This window comes from Pseudoduganella umbonata, from assembly GCF_014192225.1.
In the GTDB taxonomy this organism is placed as follows: Bacteria; Pseudomonadota; Gammaproteobacteria; order Burkholderiales; family Burkholderiaceae_D; genus Rugamonas; species Rugamonas umbonata.
Window position 1 is genome coordinate 297,587 of sequence record NZ_JACHXS010000002.1, and the last position, 23,052, is coordinate 320,638.

At 65.9% G+C, this 23,052-nt stretch carries 16 protein-coding genes and 1 pseudogene; 11 read left to right on the top strand and 6 right to left on the bottom strand.

What is annotated here, in order from left to right:
- Positions 1-30: 30 nt before the first annotated feature.
- The 3 genes and pseudogenes from FHS02_RS06375 to FHS02_RS06385 form a co-directional block, all read right to left on the bottom strand.
- A pseudogene (locus FHS02_RS06375) lies at positions 31-945 on the bottom strand (cation diffusion facilitator family transporter); the annotation flags it as partial.
- Positions 942-1,283: an ArsR/SmtB family transcription factor gene (locus FHS02_RS06380; protein ID WP_229422247.1), complete on the bottom strand. Its 342-nt coding sequence runs from the start codon at positions 1,281-1,283 to the stop codon at positions 942-944. The gene FHS02_RS06380 and the pseudogene FHS02_RS06375, both read right to left, overlap by 4 nt.
- A 370-nt stretch (positions 1,284-1,653) precedes the next feature.
- Complete coding sequence (locus FHS02_RS06385; RefSeq protein WP_137314833.1) at positions 1,654-2,136, bottom strand: CinA family protein; 483 nt, start codon at positions 2,134-2,136, stop codon at positions 1,654-1,656.
- Between the two features lie 182 nt (positions 2,137-2,318).
- On the opposite strand from FHS02_RS06385, the gene FHS02_RS06390 reads away from it, so the two are divergent.
- Genes FHS02_RS06390 through FHS02_RS06400 form a run of 3 tightly spaced genes read left to right on the top strand, consistent with a single transcriptional unit; the run spans position 2,319 to position 7,800 of the window.
- Positions 2,319-2,906 carry a TOL_0243 family YfiR-like periplasmic protein gene (locus FHS02_RS06390; RefSeq protein WP_137314832.1) on the top strand — a complete coding sequence of 196 codons (588 nt, stop codon included), beginning with the start codon at positions 2,319-2,321 and terminating at the stop codon, positions 2,904-2,906.
- Positions 2,903-5,107, top strand: coding sequence for a sensor histidine kinase, YfiR-like protein-associated (locus tag FHS02_RS06395; protein ID WP_137314831.1), 2,205 nt, complete (start codon positions 2,903-2,905; stop codon positions 5,105-5,107). Before FHS02_RS06390 ends, FHS02_RS06395 begins: the two co-directional genes overlap by 4 nt.
- Entirely contained in the window at positions 5,104-7,800 is a 2,697-nt protein-coding gene (locus FHS02_RS06400; protein ID WP_137314830.1) for an EAL domain-containing protein, read from the top strand. The genes FHS02_RS06395 and FHS02_RS06400 overlap by 4 nt, the downstream gene beginning before the upstream one ends.
- A gap of 6 nt (positions 7,801-7,806) precedes the next feature.
- On the opposite strand, the gene thiL is transcribed toward FHS02_RS06400, so the two are convergent.
- Positions 7,807-8,790: a thiamine-phosphate kinase gene (gene thiL / locus FHS02_RS06405; protein WP_137314829.1), complete on the bottom strand. Its 984-nt coding sequence runs from the start codon at positions 8,788-8,790 to the stop codon at positions 7,807-7,809.
- A 582-nt stretch (positions 8,791-9,372) separates the two neighbouring features.
- Between thiL and FHS02_RS06410 the strand changes: the two genes are divergently transcribed.
- The 8 genes from FHS02_RS06410 (at position 9,373) to FHS02_RS06445 (ending at position 18,339) form a co-directional block, all read left to right on the top strand.
- On the top strand, positions 9,373-11,691 hold the full coding sequence (locus FHS02_RS06410; protein ID WP_137314828.1) for an NADP-dependent malic enzyme: 2,319 nt from the start codon (positions 9,373-9,375) through the stop codon (positions 11,689-11,691).
- Positions 11,692-11,838: 147 nt separating this feature from the next.
- Complete coding sequence (locus tag FHS02_RS06415) at positions 11,839-12,294, top strand: DUF2214 family protein (RefSeq protein ID WP_137314827.1); 456 nt, start codon at positions 11,839-11,841, stop codon at positions 12,292-12,294.
- Positions 12,295-12,740: 446 nt separating this feature from the next.
- Entirely contained in the window at positions 12,741-13,340 is a 600-nt protein-coding gene (locus FHS02_RS06420; protein WP_137314826.1) for a PEP-CTERM sorting domain-containing protein, read from the top strand.
- A gap of 73 nt (positions 13,341-13,413) precedes the next feature.
- On the top strand, positions 13,414-14,010 hold the full coding sequence (locus tag FHS02_RS06425) for a hypothetical protein (protein ID WP_137314825.1): 597 nt from the start codon (positions 13,414-13,416) through the stop codon (positions 14,008-14,010).
- A gap of 91 nt (positions 14,011-14,101) precedes the next feature.
- Positions 14,102-15,145 (top strand): GDP-mannose 4,6-dehydratase, encoded by a 1,044-nt coding sequence (gene gmd, locus FHS02_RS06430; RefSeq protein WP_137314824.1) that lies wholly within the window; start codon positions 14,102-14,104, stop codon positions 15,143-15,145.
- Position 15,146: 1 nt separating this feature from the next.
- Positions 15,147-16,094: an NAD-dependent epimerase/dehydratase family protein gene (locus FHS02_RS06435; protein ID WP_137314823.1), complete on the top strand. Its 948-nt coding sequence runs from the start codon at positions 15,147-15,149 to the stop codon at positions 16,092-16,094.
- Positions 16,091-17,218, top strand: coding sequence for a glycosyltransferase family 4 protein (locus tag FHS02_RS06440; protein ID WP_229422245.1), 1,128 nt, complete (start codon positions 16,091-16,093; stop codon positions 17,216-17,218). The genes FHS02_RS06435 and FHS02_RS06440 overlap by 4 nt, the downstream gene beginning before the upstream one ends.
- Positions 17,219-17,220: 2 nt before the next feature.
- Entirely contained in the window at positions 17,221-18,339 is a 1,119-nt protein-coding gene (locus tag FHS02_RS06445; RefSeq protein WP_137314822.1) for a glycosyltransferase family 4 protein, read from the top strand.
- A gap of 257 nt (positions 18,340-18,596) precedes the next feature.
- Here the strand turns inward: FHS02_RS06445 and FHS02_RS06450 are convergent, their stop codons facing one another.
- A complete protein-coding gene (locus tag FHS02_RS06450) occupies positions 18,597-19,607 on the bottom strand; it encodes a response regulator (RefSeq protein ID WP_137314821.1) in 1,011 nt (336 codons plus the stop codon).
- Positions 19,604-23,005, bottom strand: a complete 3,402-nt coding sequence (locus FHS02_RS06455) for an MHYT domain-containing protein (RefSeq protein WP_137314820.1) — start codon at positions 23,003-23,005, stop codon at positions 19,604-19,606. The genes FHS02_RS06450 and FHS02_RS06455 overlap by 4 nt, the downstream gene beginning before the upstream one ends.
- Between the last annotated feature and the right edge of the window lie 47 nt (positions 23,006-23,052).

Below are 23,052 nucleotides of genomic sequence, written 5' to 3' on the forward strand. Positions count from 1 at the left end.
GTCATCCCCCTGCGCCTGTCCGTTCGGACCCAGGCAGCACGCATGTTCGGTCGTGCCCAGCTCGGTCTGCAAGGTGCTGTGATGGATCGAGAACTGCTCGCGCAGGCCGCGCGCGATGTCGTCCATCGCCACGTCGCCGGGGTAGCCGCCCGGCATCACCAGGTGCGCGGTCAGCGCCGTCTCGGTCGTGCTCATCGACCAGATATGCATGTCGTGCACATCCGTTACGCCGGGCCGGCCGCGCAGGAAATGCTCCACCTTGCGTGAATCCACATTGTTCGGCACGGCCGCCATCATCATCCGCAGCGATTGCTTCAGCAGCGACCATGTGCCGGCCACGATCATCACCACGATGCCGAGGCTGACCAGCGGGTCGAGCCGGATCCAGCCGGTAAACATCACGAGCAGGCCGGACACCAGCACGCCGAGCGAAATCGCGGCGTCGGCGGCCAGGTGCAGGTAGGCGCCGCGGATGTTCAGGTCATCCTTGCTGCCCTTCATGAACAGCCAGGCCGAGATGCCGTTGACGAGGATGCCAATGCCGGCAACCACCGACACGGTCGGGCCATGCACGGGCACCGGATCGATCAGCTGCAGCACGGCTTCCCACGCGATGGCGCCGCATGCGGCCATCAGCAGCATGCCGTTGAACAGCGCGGCCAGCATCGAACTGCTGCGCAGGCCGTAGGTATAGCGGCGCGACGGTTCCCGCCTGGCCAGGATCGCGGCGCCCCAGGCCAGCATGAGCCCCAGCACGTCGGACAGGTTATGCCCCGCATCGGCCATCAGCGCCGTCGAATTGGCCAGGAAGCCGTAGCTGAATTCCACGGCGACGAAGATCGCGTTCAGCGTGATCGCAATCGCGAACGCGCGGCCATGGTCCGTGGGGTCGCCATGGTGATGATGGTGCCCATGCCCGTGGTCATGATGATGGTGGCCGCTCATACGTCGTTTCCTGTCGAGGGTTCGGCGATATGCTCGAGCATGTCGCGCAGGACACCGCTGATGTGCGCATCGGCGGTCGAATAGAACACCTGCTTGCCCTGGCGCTCGGCCTTGACGATGCGGGCGGCGCGCAGCAGGCGCAGGTGATGGCTGACCAGCGAGCTGGAAAGCGCCAGCGTGGCAGCGATCCCGCTGACGGCGATCGGGGCGGCCACGCAGGCCAGTACGATGCGCAGGCGGGTAGGGTCGCCCAGCAGGTGGAACAGGTCGGCCAGCTGGGCAACCGACTCTTCGTGGACGGGCGCCAGGTCCATCTTATTGACAACATTTGAATACATGTTCACATATTAGTCCCACTCCCACGATGGCGCAAGCCGCCTGCATTCGGCGGCCAGCTCCGACCACTACGGCTTCATGCCAATCGGCGCCGCGCGGCAAACGATGGCAAGGTAGGGAGCGGCACGATGAAGGCCCGGATCGCGCGACAGCGTCGACGGTGACCGGGTGGCGGCAGCGGCAGCGACCGTTGCGATGGCGGCGCCGGTGCGTACATGCAGGTTGGCGATGGCGACGACCTCTAAGTGGCCGGCACGGCGTTCGCCGTCGTCATCGACGCGGATGGTGGTGGCCGCAATGCCGTAAACATGAGCCTGGCTTTTGCGTTACCGGCCCGGTTACCGCTGCGGTTCGCGGACCGGGCTTGCAGACTCAGTTCACGAACCGCAGCAGCCCTTGCAGCGCGTGGATCACGGTCTGCTCGCGCACCGCGCGGCGGTCGCCGGAGAACACCAGGCGTTCGGTATGCACCGTGTCGCCGTTGGCCCAGCCGAAACAGACAGTACCGACCGGCTTGCCCGGCACCGCGCCGGTAGGCCCGGCAATGCCGGTGGTGGACACGGCCAGGTGTGCATTGCTGTTGCCCAGTGCACCCTGCGCCATCGCGGCCGCGACTTCCTCGCTGACGCTGCCGAACTGGGCGATCAGCGCGGCCGGTACTTCCAGCAACTCCGTCTTCGACGCATTCGAATAGCAGACGAAGCCGCAATCGAACCAGCCGGTGGAGCCGGCGATCTCGGTGATCGCCTGCGACACGCCACCCCCGGTGCATGATTCGGCCGTGACCAGAAGTAATTCCTTGTCCTGCAAGGCACGGCCCACCTGGGCGGCCAGTTCGTTGATGTCCGTACTCACTTGTAGCTCCTTCGGCAAAGAATGTCCGGGTTCATTCTAGCGCGCGGCATCGGCTGCCGGCCACGCGTGCGGGAAAAAAGTTGTCGGGTCCGTATTGGCGCCGCGGCTGGCAGGGCAAAGATGCGGCGCTGCCTGGAACTGGACGATAGAATAGAGGCAATCAAACACGCGGGCGCGGCAACGTGGAAACTGGAAAGCTCACCCGGAGGCAATGGCTGGCCGCCGCGCTGGCGGCGGGCATGCCCGTGGCCCGGGCGGATGGCGAGCTGGAGCGCCAGGTCAAGGCGGCGTTCCTGTACCGGTTCGGCGGCTTCGTCGAGTGGCCGGCGCACGCGTTCGTGCGTGCCGACAGCCCGCTCGTGATCGGCCTGCATGGCGCCGACGAGCTGGCCGCGCCGCTGGAGCGCACGGTCACCGGTCGCACCATCAACGGGCGCGCGCTGCAGGTGGTCAAACTAAAGAAGGACTACGCGGTGGGTGGCGAGCGCGCGCCGCACATCGCCTTCGTCGGCGCACGGGACCGGACAGCGGCGCAGGGCATGCTCGACGGCTGCCGCGAACGGCCGGTACTGACGGTGTCCGACAGCGACCATGTCCATGGCATGGGCAGCGTCATCAATTTCCTGCTGGCCGACCAGCGCGTGCGCTTCGAGGTGTCGCTGAAAGCGGCCGCTTCGGCACAGCTGCGCATCAGCGCACGGCTGCTGTCGGTAGCCTATCGCGTGCAGGACGGCATGCAGGAGCAGGTGCGCCCGGGGGCGGCATCATGATCAGGCTGCGCTCGCTGCGCACCAAGCTGCTCGGCGTGATCGCGCTGGTGATGCTGCCGACCGTACTGGTATCGATCGGCACCATCGTCGCCTACGACCTGCACGTCTACGAACAGACGATCACCGACGACATGACCACCCAGGCCGAGCTGATCGGCCACATGAGCGCGCCGGCGCTGTCGTTCGACGATGACCGCCTGGCACACGAGAACCTGGCGTTGCTGCGGCTGCGGCCGCAGGTCGATGCGGGCGCCATCTACGACGCGCGTGGCCGGCTGGTCGCGCGCTACGCGGCAGCGGGCAAGTCTTCCGGCTCCGGCGAGGGTGGCGTGCCGGCGGCGCCGGGGCCGCAAGGCTTTCGCATCGACGATGGCAAGCTGTACCTGTTCCAGCCCATCGCCGACAATGGCGAGGTGCTGGGCACCGTCTACCTGCGTGCCGATTACGAGGTGCTGGAGCGCTTCCTCGACTACATCGTGATCGGCATCGTCGCCGGCCTGCTGGCGCTGATCTGCGCCTGGCTCGTCACCCGGCGGCTGAACGACGTGATCACGCGGCCGATCCTGTCGATCGCGGACGTGGCGCGCGACGTGATCGCTACCGGCGACGTGTCGCGCCGCGCCGAGCGGCTGGGCGAGGATGAGGTGGCCGAGCTGGCAGGTTCGTTCAACCAGATGCTGGCCGATATCGAGGGCCGCAAGCGCGAGCTGGAAACCTCGAACCGCGAAATCGCCCGCGAATCGGAGCGCCGGCGCGAGGCGCAGCAGGAAGTCATGCGGCTGAACCAGGAGCTGGAACAGCGCGTGCACGAACGCACGCTGCAGCTGGAAATGGCCAACCGCGAGCTGGCGCTGGCCATGGAAGAAGCCAAGAGCGCGAACCAGGCCAAGTCGGCCTTCCTGTCGTCGATGAGCCACGAGCTGCGCACGCCGCTGAACGCGATCCTGGGTTTCGCGCAGATCCTCACGTCGGACAAGCTGCCGTCGACGCTGGCGCAAAAGAAGGAATTCGCCCAGCACATCCTGAAGTCGGGCCGGCACCTGCTCACGCTGATCAACGAGATCCTCGACCTGGCCAAGATCGAATCCGGCGCGGTGGCGCTGTCGATGGAACCGGTGGCACTGCCGGAAATGCTGCGCGAGTGCGAGGCGATGATGGTGCCGCTGGCCACCGAGCGCGGCATCCGCCTGCTGTTCCCGGAACGCTGCACGGCGAACGTGACGGCCGACCGCACGCGGCTCAAGCAGGTGCTGCTGAACCTGCTCTCGAACGCGATCAAGTACAACCGCGAGGGCGGTGCGGTGGTGCTCGACTGCGCCCCATCCGGCCCCGGGCTGCTGCGCGTGTCGGTGCAGGACACCGGCATGGGCTTGCGGCCGGAACAGGTGCGCATGCTGTTCCAGCCGTTCAACCGTCTCGGCCAGGAAGCCGGCGCGGAAGAGGGCAGCGGTATCGGCCTGGTCGTCACCAAGCGCCTCGTCGAACTGATGGGCGGCACGATCGGCGTCACCAGCAGCCCCGGCGTGGGCAGCATGTTCTGGGTCGAACTGAAGACGACCGAGCCGGTGCCGGTACCGGCGACCCGTGTCCCGGCGATGGCGGCGCCCGGCACGGCGGCGCCCGGGCGCCACAGCGTCACGCTGCTGTACGTGGAGGACAACCCGGCCAACCTGAAGCTGGTGCAGGAAATCATCCGCTTCCGGCCCGAGCTGCGGCTGCTGTCGGCGCCGGACGGCCAGCTGGGCCTGGAACTGGCGCGCGCCCACCTGCCGGACGTGATCCTGCTCGACATTAACCTGCCGGGCATGAACGGGTTCGACGTGCTGCGCCAGTTGCGCGCCGACCCGCGCACCGCCGGGATCCCGGCTATCGCCTTGACAGCCAACGCGATGCCGCGCGACGTGGAACGGGGAATTGCGGCAGGATTCTTCCGTTACCTGATCAAGCCGATCAATATCGACGAATTCACGGAAGCCATCAACAGCACGATGGGGACGGCCGGCGATGACAGCAATGCCGGCAATGCCGGCAATGCCGGCAATGATGGTAATAACGGCACTAACAGTAATAGCGGCACTAACAGTAACAGCGCCACTAACAGTAACAGCGGCATTAACAGTAACAACGGCACTAACGGCAATGGCAGTGCTACCGGCGAGCGGCAGGCCCAGCTGCTGGCGGAAAAGAAGGAGGAGTCATGATCAGCCGGGCCGATATCCAGAACGCGAGCATCCTGATCGTCGACGACCAGCCCGTCAACGTGCAATTGCTGGAATACCTGCTGCAATCGACAGGTTACACGCACGTCAGTTCCACGACCGATCCGCGCGTGGTGGCGGCGTGGCACGAACAATATAACTACGACATCATCATTCTCGACCTGCAGATGCCGGGCATGGATGGCTTTGCCGTGATGGCGGCGCTGCGCCCGCTGGAGCCGGACGGCTACCTGCCGGTGCTGGTGGTGACCGCCGAGCCGGACAAGAAGCAGGCTGCGCTGGATGCCGGCGCGCGCGACTTCGTCAGCAAGCCGTTCGACCCGGTCGAAGTGCTGACACGGATCCGCAACCTGATCGAGGTGCGGCTGATGCAGCGCGAAGCGAGGTTCCACAACATCGTGCTGGAGCGCACGGTACGCGAGCGCACCGCCGACCTGCAGCGCTTCCGTACGGCCATGGACGCGACGGCCGACGCGATCTTCCTGATCGACCCGCAATCGATGCACTTCGTCGACGTCAACGATGGCGCCGCCCGCATGCTGGGCTACTCGCGCCAGCAACTGATGGCGCAGGAGCCGGCGCGCATCGGCCTGGGCAGTCCGGAGTCGTTGCGCCACCATGCCGATGCGGTGCCCGGTGCCGGCGCGGACGCGCGTGCGCCGGTGCTGCTCGAAGCCGAGCTGCTGCGGCACGACCATGCCACGGTGCCGGTTGAGCTCTACTGGCAAGTACAGCACAATCAGCACAATCCGCACGAAATAACGCAGGAAAGCGGCCGGGATAGCGCACGGAATAGCGCACGGGATAGCGCACGGGATAGCGCGCTGGTGCCGGTCCCGGCGCGCGAGATCCAGCGCACGCTGATCTGCGTGGCGCGCGATATTTCCGAGCGCCGCCTGGCCGAGGAAAGACTGCGCCATGCGGCCCATTACGACAGCCTCACGGGCCTGCCGAACCGCACGCTGTTCTACCGCACGCTGGGCGACGCGATCGACCTGGCGCGCGACAAGGAATGGCGCATCGTCGTGCTGTTCATCGGCCTCGACCGCTTCAAGAACATCAACGACTCGCTGGGCGCCGCGATGGGCGACGAGCTGCTGCGCGAGTTCGCCGGGCGCCTGGTGCAGTCGGCACGCATCCGCGACACGGTGGGCCGGCTGGGCGGCGACGAGTTCGGCCTGATCCTGACGATGCAGCGCGACCAGCAGGACGCGCTGCTGGTGGCGAACGAGGTGCGCGAGGCGCTGCGCTCGCCGTTCCAGCTGGGCGGGCACCAGGCCACGATGACGGCTTCGATCGGCATCGCCGTGTATCCGGACGATGCGGCCGATCCCGAAACGCTGGTGAAATATGCCAACACGGCGATGAGCCAGGCCAAGGAAGCGGGCAGCGACGCCTACCGCTTCTTCACGGCGGGCATGAACGTGCAGGTGCTGGCGCGGCTCGACCTGGAAATGGCGCTGCGCCGCGCGCTGGACCAGGAGGAACTCGAGCTGCACTACCAGCCGAAGGTGAACCTGCTGACGGGGCGGGTGTCCGGCGCGGAAGCGCTGCTGCGCTGGAACCGGCCCGGTCACGGCACCGTGTACCCGGCCGAATTCGTCGGCGTGCTGGAGGATACCGGCCTGATCGTCCGCACCGGCAACTGGATCATCGATGCGGCGTGCCGGCAGATCGCGGCGTGGATGGCGTCGCCGGTGGGGCCGGTGCACGTGGCGGTCAATGTCGCGTCGCGCCAGTTCATCGAGGGCGACCTGGAGCGGGAAGTGAAGGAAGCGCTCGAGCGCCACCAGGTGCCGCCGGATCTGCTGGAGCTGGAGCTGACGGAAACGGCGCTGATGTCGAACGCCGAACGCACCATCGACGTGCTGACCAAGCTGCGCCTGCTCGGCGTGAAAGTCGCGATCGACGATTTCGGCACCGGCTATTCATCGCTGGCCTACCTGCAGCGCTTCCCGATCGACAAGCTGAAGATCGACATCGCCTTCGTGCGCAATATCGTCACCAACCCGAACGATGCGGCGATCGCGCTGGCCATCATCAGCATGGCGCACAGCCTGAAGCTGCGCGTGGTGGCGGAAGGCGTGGAGACGCGGCCGCAGCTCGAGTTCCTGCGCCGCAACCGCTGCGACGAGGTGCAGGGCTTCTTCTTCAGCCGCGGCCTGAACGTGGCGGCGTTCGGCGAGCTGGTGGAGGGCGGCAAGTCGCTGCCGCCAGACCCGAACCTGGCGACCGAGCCACCGCAGACGCTGCTGATCGTCGACGACGACGTCAACGTGCTGTCGTCGCTGCACCGGCTGTTCCGGCGCGACGGCTACCGGATACTGACGGCATCCTCGCCCACCGAGGGCTTCGACCTGCTGGCGCTGCATCCGGTGCAGGTGATCGTGTGCGACCAGCGCATGCCGGTGATGAGCGGTACCGAATTCCTCAGCAAGGTAAAGGACATGTACCCGGACACGATCCGCATCATCCTCTCCGGCTACACGGGGCTGGAAGCGATGCTCGATTCGATCAACCGGGGCGCGATCTACCGCTTCTACACCAAGCCGTGGGACGACGTGCAACTGCGCGACAACATCCGCCTGGCCTTCCACCATTACTGGCTGATGCACGGCAGCGGCAAGCAGGCCGGCCAGCCCGGCGAGGATCACACGGCCTTGCCGGGACGCTGACGGCGCTTACTGGCTGCCGAAGTGGTCGAAGCCGGCCAGCCGCAGCTCGAGCGGCGCGCCCTGGCCATCGGTCAGTTGCAGGCCCGGCGATGCGTCGATGCGGCCGACCCGCGTGACCGGCGTGCCGCTGGCGGCGCCGGCCGCCAGGATGGCCGCCCGCTGCTCCGGCGCGGCGGTGAAGCACAGCTCGTAGTCGTCGCCGCCGGCGGCCGCGTAGTTGCGGCGCAGCGCGATGTCGCACGTGGCGAGCACCGGGCCGGCGGGCAAGGCGTCGATGTCCAGCGTGGCGCCGACCCCGGAACGTTCCAGGATGTGATCGAGGTCGCCCACCAGGCCGTCGGAAATGTCGATCGCGGCGCGTGCCAGGCCGTTTTCGGCGAGCAGCCGGCCCAGCGCCACGCGCGGTGCCGGCAAGTGCAGGCGCGCCTCGGCCTGCCGTTGCGCGTCCGGCGCCAGTGCCACTTCGCCGCGCATGCCGGCCAGCGCCAGGCGTGCGTCGCCCAGCGTGCCGGAGATCCAGATATCGTCGCCCGGCCGGGCCGCATCGCGCCGCAGTGCCTGGCCCGGCACCACTTCGCCGAACACGGTGATGCAGATATTGAGCGGGCCCTTCGTCGTGTCGCCGCCGATCAGCTCGCAGTCATGCGCATCGGCCAGCGCGAACAGCCCGGCGGAAAAGCCGGCCAGCCAGTCGCGGTCGGCGGCCGGCAATGCCAGTGCCAGCGTGAAGCCGGCCGGCCGGGCACCCATCGCCGCCAGGTCGGAGAGATTCACGGCCAGGCTCTTGTGGCCGAGGCGGCGCGGATCTTCGCCTGCAAAGAAATGGCGGCCCTCGACCAGCATGTCGGAGGAAATCGCGAACGACTGGCCGGGCGCGATGCCCAGCAACGCGCAATCGTCGCCGATACCCAGCTGGACCCGGCTCTGGAGCTGCGGGGCACGTGCCGGGCGAACGAAATACTGTTTGATCAGGTCGAATTCGGAGAGCATGCCGTCATTGTAACGGCACCGGAAACCTACCGGCGGCGCATCGCCCGCGCCATGACGCGCCGTGGCTCGCGGCGCGCATAGATCCATGCGCTGCCGGCCGTGACGGCCGTGACCGATAACGCCAGTTCCCATACGGATCGCTGCGGAGTGAAGAACAGTGCGACCGTGCAAACGGGGAAAACCACACCCGCTACGCGGGAGCACGTACGCCAGAACTTGGCCCGCATCCGCAACCCTTTCCGATAATGAGAATCCAGAGAAGCATTAGTCTAGAAGAACGTTTGGTTTATGTAAAGAAATAATTGAAACTCTGCCAAGTATCGCGTGCCTCTTTCCGCCAGTTGAACGATCCGGCCGATACGCTGAATAATGTCTTTACATACGTGCGATAAGGACCAATGCCGCGCGGCATGCGGCTTTGCGGGACACGGGAAGCATTTTTGATAGCGCAAGCGGATAACGGAAGATTTTCCGATAGAAAATTCGGTGGTAACCCGGCCGTTGGTAAAAATACCTACTTTGGCCAGGAATGCGGTCTGCTAGAATCAAAGGATTTCAGACAGCACAGGAAGGCAGCAGGCAATGGATTCGTCATCTGACAAGAAAGAAGAATTGCGGCAACAACTGCGTCTGGCGGCGCTCGAATACCACGAGTTTCCGCGGCCGGGCAAGATCAGCGTGACCCCGACCAAGACATTGACGAACCAGCGCGACCTGGCCCTGGCGTACTCGCCGGGCGTGGCCGCGCCCTGCGAGGAAATCGTCGTCGACCCGGCCGCCGCCTATAAATACACCGCGCGCGGCAACCTGGTCGCCGTGATCTCGAACGGCACCGCCGTGCTGGGCCTGGGCAATATCGGCGCGCTGGCATCCAAGCCGGTGATGGAAGGCAAGGGCGTGCTGTTCAAGAAGTTCGCCGGCATCGACGTGTTCGACATCGAGATCAACGAACAGGATCCGGACAAGCTGATCGACATCATCGCCGCACTGGAACCCACCTTCGGCGGCGTCAACCTGGAAGACATCAAGGCGCCCGAGTGCTTCTACATCGAGCGCGAACTGCGCAAGCGGATGAAGATCCCCGTCTTCCACGACGACCAGCACGGCACCGCGATCATCGTCGGCGCGGCGATCCTGAACGGCATCAGCCTGGTCGGCAAGAACATCAAGGAATGCAAGCTGGTCGTTTCCGGCGCCGGCGCGGCCGCGCTGGCCTGCCTGGACCTGATCGTCGACCTCGGCTTCCCGATCGAGAACATCTTCGTGACCGACCTGGCCGGCGTGGTCTACCAGGGCCGCACCGAGCTGATGGATCCGGACAAGGAACGCTTTGCCCGTGACACCACCGCACGCACGCTGGGCGAAGTGATCGCCGGTGCGGACATCTTCCTGGGCCTGTCCGCCGGCGGCGTGCTCAAGCAGCCCATGGTGCAGCAGATGGCGGCGCGTCCGATCATCCTGGCGCTGGCCAACCCGAACCCGGAAATCCTGCCGGAAGACGTGAAGGCCGTGCGTGACGACGCCGTCATCTGCACCGGCCGTTCGGATTACCCGAACCAGGTCAACAACGTGCTGTGCTTCCCGTACATCTTCCGCGGCGCGCTCGATTGCGGCGCCAGCACGATCACGCGCGAAATGGAAATCGCCGTGGTGCATGCGATCGCCGACCTGGCGCACGCCGAGCAGTCCGACGTGGTGGCCACGACCTATGGTTTCACCAACCTGTCGTTCGGCCCCGAGTACCTGATCCCGATGCCGTTCGATCCGCGCCTGCTGATCAAGATCGCGCCGGCGGTGGCCAAGGCCGCCGAGGAATCCGGCGTCGCCACGCGTCCGATCAAGGACCTGGAAGCGTATGCCGACAGCCTGCAGCAGTTCGTCTACCGCAGCGGCACGTTCATGAAGCCGCTGTTCGCGCAGGCCAAGATCACCAGCCCGGACACCAAGCGCATCGTCTACGCCGAAGGCGAAGAAGAACGCGTGCTGCGTGCCGTGCAGGTGGTGGTCGACGAGCGCCTGGCGCGCCCGATCCTGGTCGGCCGCCCGGCCGTGCTGGAATCGCGCATCCAGAAGTTCGGCCTGCGCCTGAAGCAGGGCGTGGACTTCGACGTGATCAATCCCGATTACGACGACCGCTACCGCGACTACTGGACCTCTTACTACGACCTCGCCAAGCGCAAGGGCGTGACGGAGGAATACGCCAAGCTGGAAATGCGCCGCCGCCACAGCCTGATCGGCGCGATGATGATCAAGAAGGGCGATGCGGACGGCATGATCTGCGGCACCTTCGGCACTACCCAGCTGCACCTGCACTACATCGACCAGGTGCTGGGCAAGCGCCCGGGCGCCAATGTGTATGCGGCGATGAACGTGCTGGTGCTGCCGGAGCGGCAGCTGGTGATGGTCGACACGCACGTCAACGAAAATCCGACCGCCGAGCAGCTGGCCGAGATCACGATCATGGCCGCCGAAGAGATGCGCCGCTTCGGCCTGCACCCATCGGCCGCGCTGCTGTCGCACTCGAACTTCGGTTCGTCCAACAACGAGTCCGCGCAGAAGATGCGCGCCGCGCTGGCCCTGATCAAGGAACGCGCGCCGGACCTGGAAGTCGATGGCGAAATGCACGGCGACACCGCGCTCGATTCGAAGCTGCGCAAGAAGCTGATGCCGGATTCCACCCTGCAGCGCGATGCGAACCTGCTGGTGGCGCCAAACATCGAATCCGCCAACATCGCCTACAACCTGGTGAAAACGGCGGCCGGCAACGGCATCGCGATCGGTCCGATCCTGCTGGGTTGCGCCGCGCCGGTGCACATCCTGACCCCATCGGCCACCGTGCGCCGCATCGTCAACATGACGGCGTTGTGCGTCGTCGACGTGGTCGCCCAGCGCAATAACTGATCCTCGCTGATCGCCCTCCGAAAGCCGCCGCAAGGCGGCTTTTTTTTCGCCCGCAAGTTTCCAGAAAACCGGTGACAGACACCGGTTTTCTGGAAACATTGCAAAAAAACCGGTGACAGACACCGGTTCTCGTGGAATATTTCTGGTATGACAGACCTCATCCTGGCCATCGTCCACCACCTGATCGTGTTCGGCATCGCCGCCGTGCTGGCGGCGGAACTGGCGCTGCTGCGGCCCACGTCGATGTCGCCGCACACGGTGAAACTGCTGGGGCGCTTCGACACGTTCTACGGCCTGCTGGCATTGGCGATCCTCGTCGCCGGTTTTGGCAGGGTCTTCCATGGCCCGAAGGGCGCGGATTTTTACCTGGACAATCCCGTCTTCTGGATCAAGGTCGGCGCGTTTGCCGTGGTCGGCATCCTGTCGATCAAGCCCACGGTGCGCATTCTCGCGTGGCAGAAAGCGCTGAAGGCCGATGCCGGCTTTACGCCTCCAGCGGAGGAGCTGAACGCCGTGCGCCGGCGCAAGCTGGCGGAAATCCACGTCTTCGCCATCATCCCGGTAGCCGCGGCCGCGATGGCCCGCGGATTCGGACTGGGCTGAACGCCTGCCGCTCACACCGGCCTGCGACGGCGCCAGAACATCGCCAGAACATCGCCAGAACATCGCCAGAACATCGCCAGAACATCGCTTCCGGCAGCCGCTTGCCGATTGCATGCGACCGTTTTTTCCGTGGTTTCGTCAGCTCGTCAGCACTGATTCCCGGCGCTAGTTTGGCGCCTTTGTTGCGAGAATGATGAGGCCGGATTCCCGGCACCCACATCGTCGAACGGAGGAGGCCATGCAAAAAAACTGTTATGTACCGCCGTGCTCGCAGCTGTCACCACCTGCGTCAATGCGCAGGACATCACCTGGCATTTCACCTGCCAGGGCTTCGCCAACGGCCACACGGGAACGTTCGGGCCAGTCGAGACGCTGAGCGAAACGTTCCGCGGCAGGGACCGTGGCGCTGCTGATGGGCGCCTTCACACATTCAAGTGGAGAAAAAGATGAGCATGCAAAAACAATGGCTGGGTGCGCAATGGCTATTTGCGCTCTTGCTGGCGCACGCGGCCGGCGCCCAGGCGCAGCTGACGACATGGGAATTCTCGTACCAGGGGTTTGTCGACGACTCGACCGGCCTGCTCGATCCCGGCCGGCGGTTCAGCGGACTGTTCACCGGCCGGGACAGCAACAGTAACGGCATCATCACGCGCGACGAACTGGTCTACCTCAGCGCTGGCGGCACGACCTACATCGACCCTACCGGCATCAGCTGCAACCGATACGACGGCGCCGCGGGCTACAGCTGCCGCGTCGACCAGTTTGCCTACTCGCTGTCGGGCAACCTGGTGTTTGCAGGCAGTCATTCCGTCGGGGCCGAGATGTCGGCGTGGACGGCGTGGGTGGTGACGGGAGAGGCCCATGGCGACTACGGCGACACCTTCGGCAATTACTGGGACAACCGTTACGCCTGGACCGAACAAACCACGTTCGCGATCTCGCCGCAGCCCGTGCCCGAGCCTTCCATCGCGCTGCTGCTGCCCGCCGGATGCGCGGCACTGTGGGGCCTGGGCCGGTGGCAGCGGCGCAGCCGCTGCCTGCGCTGACATGCGTTGGTGTCATGGCCGATGACTGCCGGGCCTGGTAGCCATCTCTCGAACATCATCAAGGAGGATCGAAATGCAGCCACAAAAACTCGGGCTGGGCGCATTGCTGCTTGCTGCAGCCGCCTGTGCCAGCGCGCAAATGACCACGTGGGAATTTACCTATCAGGGATTTAATGATGCCTGGTCCGGCACGTTTCTGCCTGACCGCAAGTTCAGTGGCCTTTTCACCGGCCGGGACACGAACGGAGACGGCACCATCGCGTACTCGGAACTGGTGTACCTGTCCGCAGGAGGTCGCACATTCGTCGATCCTACTGGCCCGGATTGCAACAGCCACTCGTCGGGGACGGATTATCAATGCTGGGTCAGTGAGTTTTCCTACGGGCTGGACGGGACCCTGAACTTCTCGGGCCGTGCGATCGTCACCAGTTCGACGCGCTACTTTGAATTCTGGGCCAACACGGGGCAAGACTGGGGTTTCCGGGATATCCAGGAATGGGGAGGGCCGACTGGCGAGTACGTATGGGCCGACCAGACCACGCTGACGATCTCGCCGGCGCCGATCCCTGAACCGTCCGTGGCGCTGCTGATGCCGGCGGGGTTGGCCCTGCTGGCCCTGGCCGCGCGGCGCCCGCGTGTGAAAACTTGCGCTGTAACAAGATGTAATTGATGTAATACGGCCCGCCGGCACCGGCGGGCCGATGTCATGCCTCTGTTACAATATCGGGCTTCTTCGTCAACCTCTTGAACACCCGATCATTATGAAAAATACGAAACGCGCCCTGGTCACGGGCATTTCCGGTCAGGATGGCGCTTACCTGGCGCAGCTGTTGCTCGAGAAGGGTTACGAAGTCACCGGCACGTTCCGCCGCACCAGTTCCGTCAATTTCTGGCGCATCGAGGAACTCGGCATCCAGAACCACCCGAACCTGAAGCTGGTCGAGCACGACCTGACCGACCTGTCGTCGTCGATCCGCCTGCTGCAGAATGGCCAGTTCCACGAAATCTACAACCTGGCGGCGCAAAGCTTTGTCGGCGTGTCGTTCGAACAGCCGGTGACCACGGCCGAGATCACCGGTATCGGCGCCGTCAACCTGCTCGAAGCGATCCGCATCGTCGATACGAAGATCCGCTTCTACCAGGCGTCGACCTCGGAAATGTTCGGCAAGGTGCAGGCCATTCCGCAGAAGGAAGACACGCCGTTCTATCCGCGCAGCCCGTATGGCGTGGCCAAGCTGTATGCGCACTGGATGACGGTCAACTACCGCGAGTCCTACGGCATCTTCGGCTCGTCCGGCATCCTGTTCAACCACGAATCGCCGCTGCGCGGCCGTGAATTCGTCACGCGCAAGATCACCGACTCGGTCGCCAAGATCAAGCTGGGCAAGCTCGAGGTGCTCGAACTGGGCAACCTGGATGCCAAGCGCGACTGGGGCTTCGCCAAGGAATACGTGGAAGGCATGTGGCGCATCCTGCAGGCCGACCAGCCGGATACCTATGTGCTGGCCACCAACCGCACCGAGACCGTGCGCGATTTCGTGACGATGGCGTTCAAGGCCGTGGACATCGCGATCGAGTGGCAGGGCAGCGCGGATAACGAAACCGGCCACGATGCGCAGACCGGCAAGGTGCTGGTGCGCGTCAGCCCGAAATTCTACCGCCCGGCCGAAGTCGAGCTGCTGATCGGCGACCCCACCAAGGCGAAAACGGAACTGGGCTGGGAGCCGAAGACCACGCTGGAAGAGCTGTGCCAGATGATGGTCGAGGCCGACCTGCGCCGCAACACCGCCGGCTTCTCGTTCTGACATGGCCGCGGCGCCGCAGTTGTCGTTACCGTTGTTGTCGGCCACCCGCGAAGGCGCCGGCAAGCGCGCGCTGGTGACCGGCATCGCCGGTTTCACGGGGCGCTACGTGGCCGAGGAACTGCGCGCCGCCGGCTACGAAGTGATCGGCCTGGCCAGCACGGCGGGCGAACATGGGGCGGAAAACGTGGCTGTCGACCTGACCGACCGCGCGGCGCTGGCCGCCGCGGTGCATTCGCTGCAGCCCGACGTGGTGGTGCACCTGGCCGCGATCGCCTTCGTCGCGCACAGCGACGTCGAGCAGATCTACCGCGTCAATGTCACCGGCACGCGCAACCTGCTCGAAGCGCTAGCCACGGCGCCGAAGAAACCCGCAGCGGTGCTGCTGGCATCGTCCGCCAACATCTACGGCAATGCCGACGCCGGCGTGATCGGCGAGGATACGCCGGCCGCTCCCGCCAACGACTACGCGGTCAGCAAGCTGGCGATGGAATACATGGCCCGCCTGTGGATGGACCGCCTGCCGCTGATCTTCGTGCGGCCGTTCAACTACACCGGCGTGGGCCAGGCCGAGAACTTCCTGCTGCCGAAGATCGTGTCGCACTTCAAGCGGCGCGAGGCACGCATCGAACTGGGTAACCTGCACGTGTGGCGCGATTTTTCCGACGTGCGCGTGGTCGCCGCCAGCTACCGCCACCTGCTCGCCGCCGGCCCCGCCGCCATCGGCAAGACGTTCAACGTCTGCTCCGGCAAGGCGTATTCGCTGGGCGAGGCGCTCGACATGATGGGCGCGATCGCCGGCTACCGGATCGACGTGCACGTCAATCCGGCCTTCGTGCGCGCCAACGAAGTGGTGCGCCTGACTGGCGACAACACGCGCCTGCAAGGCGTGGTCGGCGCCATCGATCCGCCGCCGCTGGAGCAGACCTTGCGCTGGATGTACGAGGCGTGACACTGAAGGTCGGCATTTCCGCCACCACGACCGAACCCGCCCTCACCGGCGGCCACCTCGACGGGATCGGCATCTACAGCCGCGCGCTGCTGCGCGAGCTGCCGCGTGCCGGCGTGGCCGTCGACGCCCGCTCGTTCGGTCCGGCGGAGCGGCTCTCGGTCGGCCGCCCGATGCCGCGCCCGTTCCCGCTGGCGACCCTGCGCGACCTGGTGTGGCCCGCTTCACTGCCGGGCGCGCGCGAACACGTCGACGTCGATCTTTTCCACTCCACCGATTACCGCATCGTGCGCATGGACCGGCCGATCGTCGCCACGCTGCACGATGCGCTGCCGATTTCCCACCCCGAATGGTGCAATCCGAACTGGCGCGGCGTGAAGAACTGGCTGCAGGCCAGGGCGGCGCGCAAGGCCGATCACGTGATCGCCCACACCCATTACACGATCGCCGAACTGGTGCAGTGCTTCGGCGTCGACGAGCGCCGCATCAGCGTGGTGCCGTGCGGTGTCGACGAGGAATGGCTCGATGCGCCCGATCCGGCGCAGGTCGCCGCCACGCTGGCGCGGCACGGCCTGCGGCCCGGTTACTTCCTGACCGTTGGCACGCTGCAGCCGCGCAAGAACATTGGTGCGCTGCTGCAGGCCTATCTCGGCCTGCCGGCCAGCGTGCGCTCCCTGCGCCAGCTCGTGATCGTGGGTGCGGCCGGGGCGCGCAGCGAGGAACTCGTCGCGCAGATCAAGGCCGCGCAGCAGCATGGCGAAAACGTGGTGTGGCTCAGCGGCCTGACCAGCACCGACGAACTGCGCTACGTGTACGCCGGCGCGGGAATCTTCGTGTTCCCCTCGCTGTACGAGGGCTTCGGCATCCCGGTGGTGGAAGCCTTCGCATCCGGCGTGCCGGTGGTGGCGTCGAACACCACGTCGGTGCCGGAAGTGACGGGCGGCGCGGCGATCGATGTCGATCCGCTGTCGGTCGCCGCGATCGGCGCGGCGATGCTCGAACTGGCGCGCGACGAAGCCTTGCGCCAGCGCTGCATTGCCGCCGGCAGGGTGCGCGCGGTGCAGTTGACGTGGCGGGAAACGGCGCGCAAGACAGCCGCCCTGTATGAATCGGTGCTGAAGGGCTGACAATGCGCGTTCTCCATTTCTACAAGACGTATTACCCCGATTCCTGGGGCGGCGTGGAGCAGGCGATTCGCCAGATCTGCGTGGGCACGGCACGCCTCGGCATTACCAACGAGGTGCTGACGCTGACGCGCAACGGCGGCCCCGCACGCATGGAAATCGACGGCCACGTGGTGCATCGCGTGCCGCAGGATATCGAGATCGCCTCGAACGCGATGTCGTTTTCCGCGATCCGCGCGCTGGCGCGGCTGGCGCGCTCGGTGGACCTGGTGCATTACCACTTCCCGTGGCCGTTCGGCGACCTGGCGCACTTCCTGGCGCGGGTCAACAAGCCGTCGGTGGTGACCTACCATTCGGACATCGTGCGGCAGAAAACCCTGCTGAAGCTGTACTCGCCGCTGATGCACCGCTTCCTTGCCGACGTCGACGGCATCGTGGCCACCTCGCCGAACTACTTTGCCTCGTCCGACGTGCTGCGCCGCTATGGCGACAAGGTGCGGGCGATTCCGTTCGGGCTGGACCGCAACACGTATCCGCAGCCGACGCCCGAGCGGCTGGCGCACTGGCGCGCCGAAGTGGGCGAACGCTTCTTCCTGTTCGTCGGCGTGCTGCGCTACTACAAGGGCCTGCACATCCTGCTCGATGCGCTGGCGCGCTGCGAATACCCGGTGGTGATCGTCGGCGCCGGGCCGATCGAGAACGAGCTGAAGGAACATGCGCGGCGCCTCGGCCTGAAGCAGGTGCGCTTCCTCGGCGCCGTCGACGAGCACGACAAGGTCGCGCTGCTGACGCTGTGCTACGCGATGGCATTCCCGTCGCACCTGCGTTCCGAGGCATTCGGCATTTCGCTGCTGGAAGGAGCGATGTACGGCAAGCCGATGATCTCCAGCGAGATCGGCACCGGCACCAGCTACATCAATATCGACGGCGAAACGGGCCTGGTGGTGCCGCCGAGCGACCCGGCGGCATTCGGCAACGCGATGCGCACGCTGTGGGAAGATCCGGCGCTCGCGCAGGCGATGGGGCAGCGCGCCAGCGCGCGCTATGGCGAGTTGTTTACGTCGGAAAAAATGGCGGCCGATTATGCCGCGCTGTATTCCGAGGTTGCAAAGAGTTCCCCATAGCGGCGCGTGGTTTGACTTGGATCAAAGCAGCAAGCCCATGCATCGCTAAGATGGATCCCGGACTCCCTGCCACCGCAACGGTCTGCAAATTCCCGAACGTGCAGCGCAACAACGGGGCGATGGTGGGAGTTCACCAGTTTTCTTTGCGGGGCCGACGCCGGTTTCAGATTCGTCGTACGCGCGCATAAAACCGGGGACAGTCCCCATGCGGGGACAGTCCCCTGCGGCTCGACCGTCATCCGCGACCTCTACGAAGGTCAGGCCGCGACCGCCAAGGGCGTTTCCGCCCACTTCTCCTTGATCGCCAAAATCGCCGGCAGCCGTTCCACGAACAGGTCGACCAGGCGCGGATCGAAGTGCACGCCGCGCTGCTTCAGCAGTAATTCCACCGCGTCCTGCACCAGCCAGGCCTTCTTGTACGGGCGTTCCGACGTCAGCGCGTCGAACACGTCGGCAATCGCGCAGATGCGGCCTTCGAGCGGAATATCCTCGCCGGCCAGGCCTGCCGGATAGCCGCTGCCATCCCATTTCTCGTGGTGCGACAGGGCGATATTGCGCGCCAGCTTCAGCATGCCGTGCGGATGTTCCCCGATGATGTCGGCGCCGATCGTGGCGTGCGTTTTCATGATTTCCCACTCGTCCGGATCCAGCGGGCCGGGCTTTTGCAGGATGCGGTCGGGGATGCCGATCTTGCCCACGTCATGCATCGGCGCCGCATGCAGCAGGTCGTCGGCATCGGCTTCGTTCATGCCGGCCGCCACGCCCAGCAGGCGCGCGTAATGGCTCATGCGGATCACGTGCATGCCCGTTTCGTTGTCCTTGTACTCGGAAGCCAGGCCCAGGCGCTGCACGATCTGCAGGCGGCTGTCCTTCAGTGCGTCCATCCGCACCAGCGACAGGTGGGTGCGTACCCGTGCCCGCACGATCGGCGCGCTGACCGGCTTCGTGATGTAGTCGACCGCGCCGGCGTCGAAGCCGCGTACTTCGTCGTCGGGATCGGTCAGCGCCGTCACGAAGATCACGGGAATGCCCGCCGTGTCCGGATCCGCCTTCAGCGTGCGGCACGCTTCGTGGCCCGTCATGCCCGGCATCATCACGTCGAGCAGGATCAGGTCTGGGTGTTCCTGGCGCGCCAGCTCGAGCGCGCGGGCGCCATCCTTGGCGAACAGCAGCCGGTAGTGGTCCTGCAGGATCTGGCGCAGCAGTTGCAGGTTGCTGGCCTCGTCGTCCACCGCGAGGATCAGCGGCAGGTGGGCATTCTGTTTCATGGGGTGTTTTCCGTAGCCATATCCAAGACCGTTTCCAGCATCGTCGCCAGCCTGGTCTCGGCCAAAGTAAAGTCGAAGTCGTCGATCGCCATCTGCAGCGGTGCCAGCGTGGCCGGCGGCACGTGGCCGTGCAGCGCCTGGAACAGGGCAGCCAGCGCGGCATCGTCGAGCGCGCCACGTGCCAGCGATTGCTGCAGCGCCTCGGCGGCCGTACGCACGGCAGTGGCATCGAGCGGCACCGCGGCACCGGCCGCGGCAACGCAGGGCGCCGCCACCGGACCGGGGCAGTCCTGCATGCGCACGGCGGCCAGGGCCAGGTCGAGTTCGGCGGCGTAACGTAGTAAAAGTGGTGCCAGCAGCGGGGACGGCTGCGCCGGCACCGCATCGCTGCCGCCGGCGCCGGCCTTCTCGATCTCGGCCAGCGTGGCAGCCAGCTGTTCCAGTCCCAGGTTGGCAGCGACGCCGCGCACACGGTGTGCCTGGGCCTGCAGGCCGGCATCGTCGCCGGTTTCATGGAGCGCCGCCAATTGGCGCGCGCTGAGCGCGTGATCCGTATCGAAGCGGCATAGCGCCAGCTGGTGCTGTTCGGCGCTGCCGCCCCAGCGCTGGGCGCCGGCCACGCGGTTCAGTACCTGCACGTCGCTGGCCTTGTGAAGGCTGGAGGCGGCGCCCACCGCATGCAGACCCAGCACGCGGGCAATCTCGTGCGACAGCGCATACCAGTCCACCGGCTTGGAGGCGAAGCCGTCCATGCCTGCCGCGGTGCTGGCCTTGCGGTGCGCCTCCAGCACGCTGGCTGTCATGGCCACCACCGGCACGCGCGGGCGGCCGCTGCGGGCGGCTTCCTCGCGGATCATGCGCGTGGCGGCCAGCCCGTCCACATTGGGCATCTGCACGTCCATCAGGATCACATCGAAGTCGTGCCGCGCCGCCAGCTCGGCCGCATGGGCACCGTCGTGCGCCAGCGTCAGCGTGTGGCCGCGCTTGCCCATCAACAGCGCCAGCAGTTCGAGGTTCTGCGCCACGTCGTCCGCCGCCAGCACGCGCAGCGGCGGCAGCTCATAGGCCACGCGCTGGCGCTGGCGCGGCACCAGCGCCTGTTGCGGCGCCAGCGCCGGCACCAGCGGCAGTTCGACATGGAAGGTGGAGCCTTCGCCCGCCGTGCTTTCGGCCCAGATGCGCCCGCCCATCAGCTCCACCAGCTGCTTGCTGATCGTGGTGCCCAGACCGGTGCCGCCGAAGCGGCGCGTCATCGAGGCATCGGCCTGCGTGAACGGATCGAAGATCGCGGCCAGGCGGTCCGGCGCGATGCCGATGCCGGTATCCTTCACGGCGATCCGCAGCTTGCCGCCATCCGGCGCGACCGACAGCGTGACGCTGCCGGCGGCGGTGAACTTAATTGCGTTGTCCAGCATGTTGGTCAATACCTGGCGCATGCGCAGTTCGTCGCCGTGCAGCCAGGGCGACAGCTCCGGCGCGAACGCGATGTTCAGCGCCAGGCCCTTGGCGCGCGCCGTCGTATTGTAGGTCGACGACAGTTCGTCGATCAGCGTCAGCAGGTTGTAGTCGGCCAGCTCCAGCTGCACCGCGCCTTTTTCCAGCTTGGCGGTATCGAGGATCTCGTTCAGCAGGCGCAGCAGGGCGCGGCCAGCATTGCGCACCGTGTCCAGGTGGCCGCGCTGCTCCGGCTTCAGGTCGGTATCGAGCAGCACGTCGGTAAAGCCGAGGATCGAATTCATCGGCGTGCGGATCTCGTGGCTCATGTTGGCCACGAAGGTGGCGCGTGCCGCTGCCGCCTGTTCCGCCTTTTCCTTCGCCTGCCGCAGGTCTTCCTCCATCTGCCGCCGTTCCGTGGTGTCGAGCACCACGCCGTCCAGCCAGCGCGGCGAGCCGTCGTCGTTGCGCACCAGCGCGCCATGCGCCCATACCCAGCGCCAGGTGCCGTCCGCGTGCCGGATCCGGTGTTCGACGGTAAATGGCACGCCGTTCGATGCGCACAGGTTGAAGATGGCCTGCACGCGCGGCTTGTCGGCCGGCGAAACGAGTTCGGCGAAGGTGCGGCACGCGTCCGGCCCGATGAAATCCGATACCGGGTAGCCGCTGACCCATTCCACGCCGTCGCTGATGAATTCGAGGGGATAGCCTGGTTCGACGCGGCAGCGGAACGAGATGCCCGGGATGTTGCCGATCAGGGAGCGGAACTGCAGTTCGCTGTCGCGCAGCGCCTGCATGATGGCGCGCCGCTCGCTGATGTCGGTAATGAACAGCACGTACAGGTTACGCTTGATCAGTTTCGCATGGCCCAGCGCCTTGCGGATCGGCACTTCCGAGCCATCCTTGCGGCGGCCCATCACCTCCTCCCCGGCTCGCGCAAGATGCATCTCGCCGGTGCGGATGCAGCGCAGCAGGCCGTGCTGTTCCGACGCCTCCGGGTCGGCCATCAGCATGCTGGCCGGCTGGCCCACGATCTCGTCGCGGCGCCAGCCGAAGATGCGCTCGGCCGAAGCATTGAAATCGCGGATGACGCCCTGCTGGTCGATGGTGACGACGCCGTCGACGGTCGTCGTCAGCAGCGCGCGCATCGAGCTTTCGCTCTGCAGCAGGCTGAGGTACATCTCGCGGTAGCGCAGCAGGCCTTGCACGGCCATCACGCCCAGCGTGAACATCACGGTGATCAGCGTCACGGAAAGGGCCATCTCGTCGGTGTCGTCCGGCAGGGCGATGACGGGCGGCGTGCCATGGAAGCGCGCTGCCGCCATGCCGGTGTAGTGCATGCCCGTGATGGCGCAACCCATGACGACTGCGCTGATGCCGAGGCGCTGGCGCGACGACAGCTGGCGTGCGCGCTCGCGCAGGCCGAAACGCACGCCCAGCGCGACGGTCGACAGCACCACGGCGACCACGATCGACAGGGCGAACATCAGCGGATCGTAATACAGCGTCAGCGCCGTCTGCATCGCCGCCATGCCGCTGTAATGCATGGCACCGATGCCCGCACCGACCAGCACGCCGCCGAGCAGCAGCGTGCCGCGCGTCAGCCGTTCGCGCCGGGTAATCGACAGGGCAACCGCCGACGCGGCCATGCCCGGCAGCAGCGACAGGCCGGTCAGCAGGGGTTCGTACTGGGTCCCGGTACAGACATCGAAGGCCAGCATGCCGATGAAGTGCATGGCCCAGATGCCCGCACCCAGGGCCAGGCTGCCCGACATCAGCGCGGCAGCGCGCAAGCCCCTGGTCTGCGACGCGCTCTGGTGGGCGGCAATGTACAGGCCCATCCACGACGCGAAAATCGCGATCAGCACGGACAGGACAACCAGCATGGGATCGTAAATACCGTATTGCAGCAGCGACGGATCGTCCGGCGGCGAGAACAGATGGATCAGCGCTGTGAAATTCATGATGGGAGGAAAACGGGGGGAGTTGCCCTACAGTAGCATATTTTCCC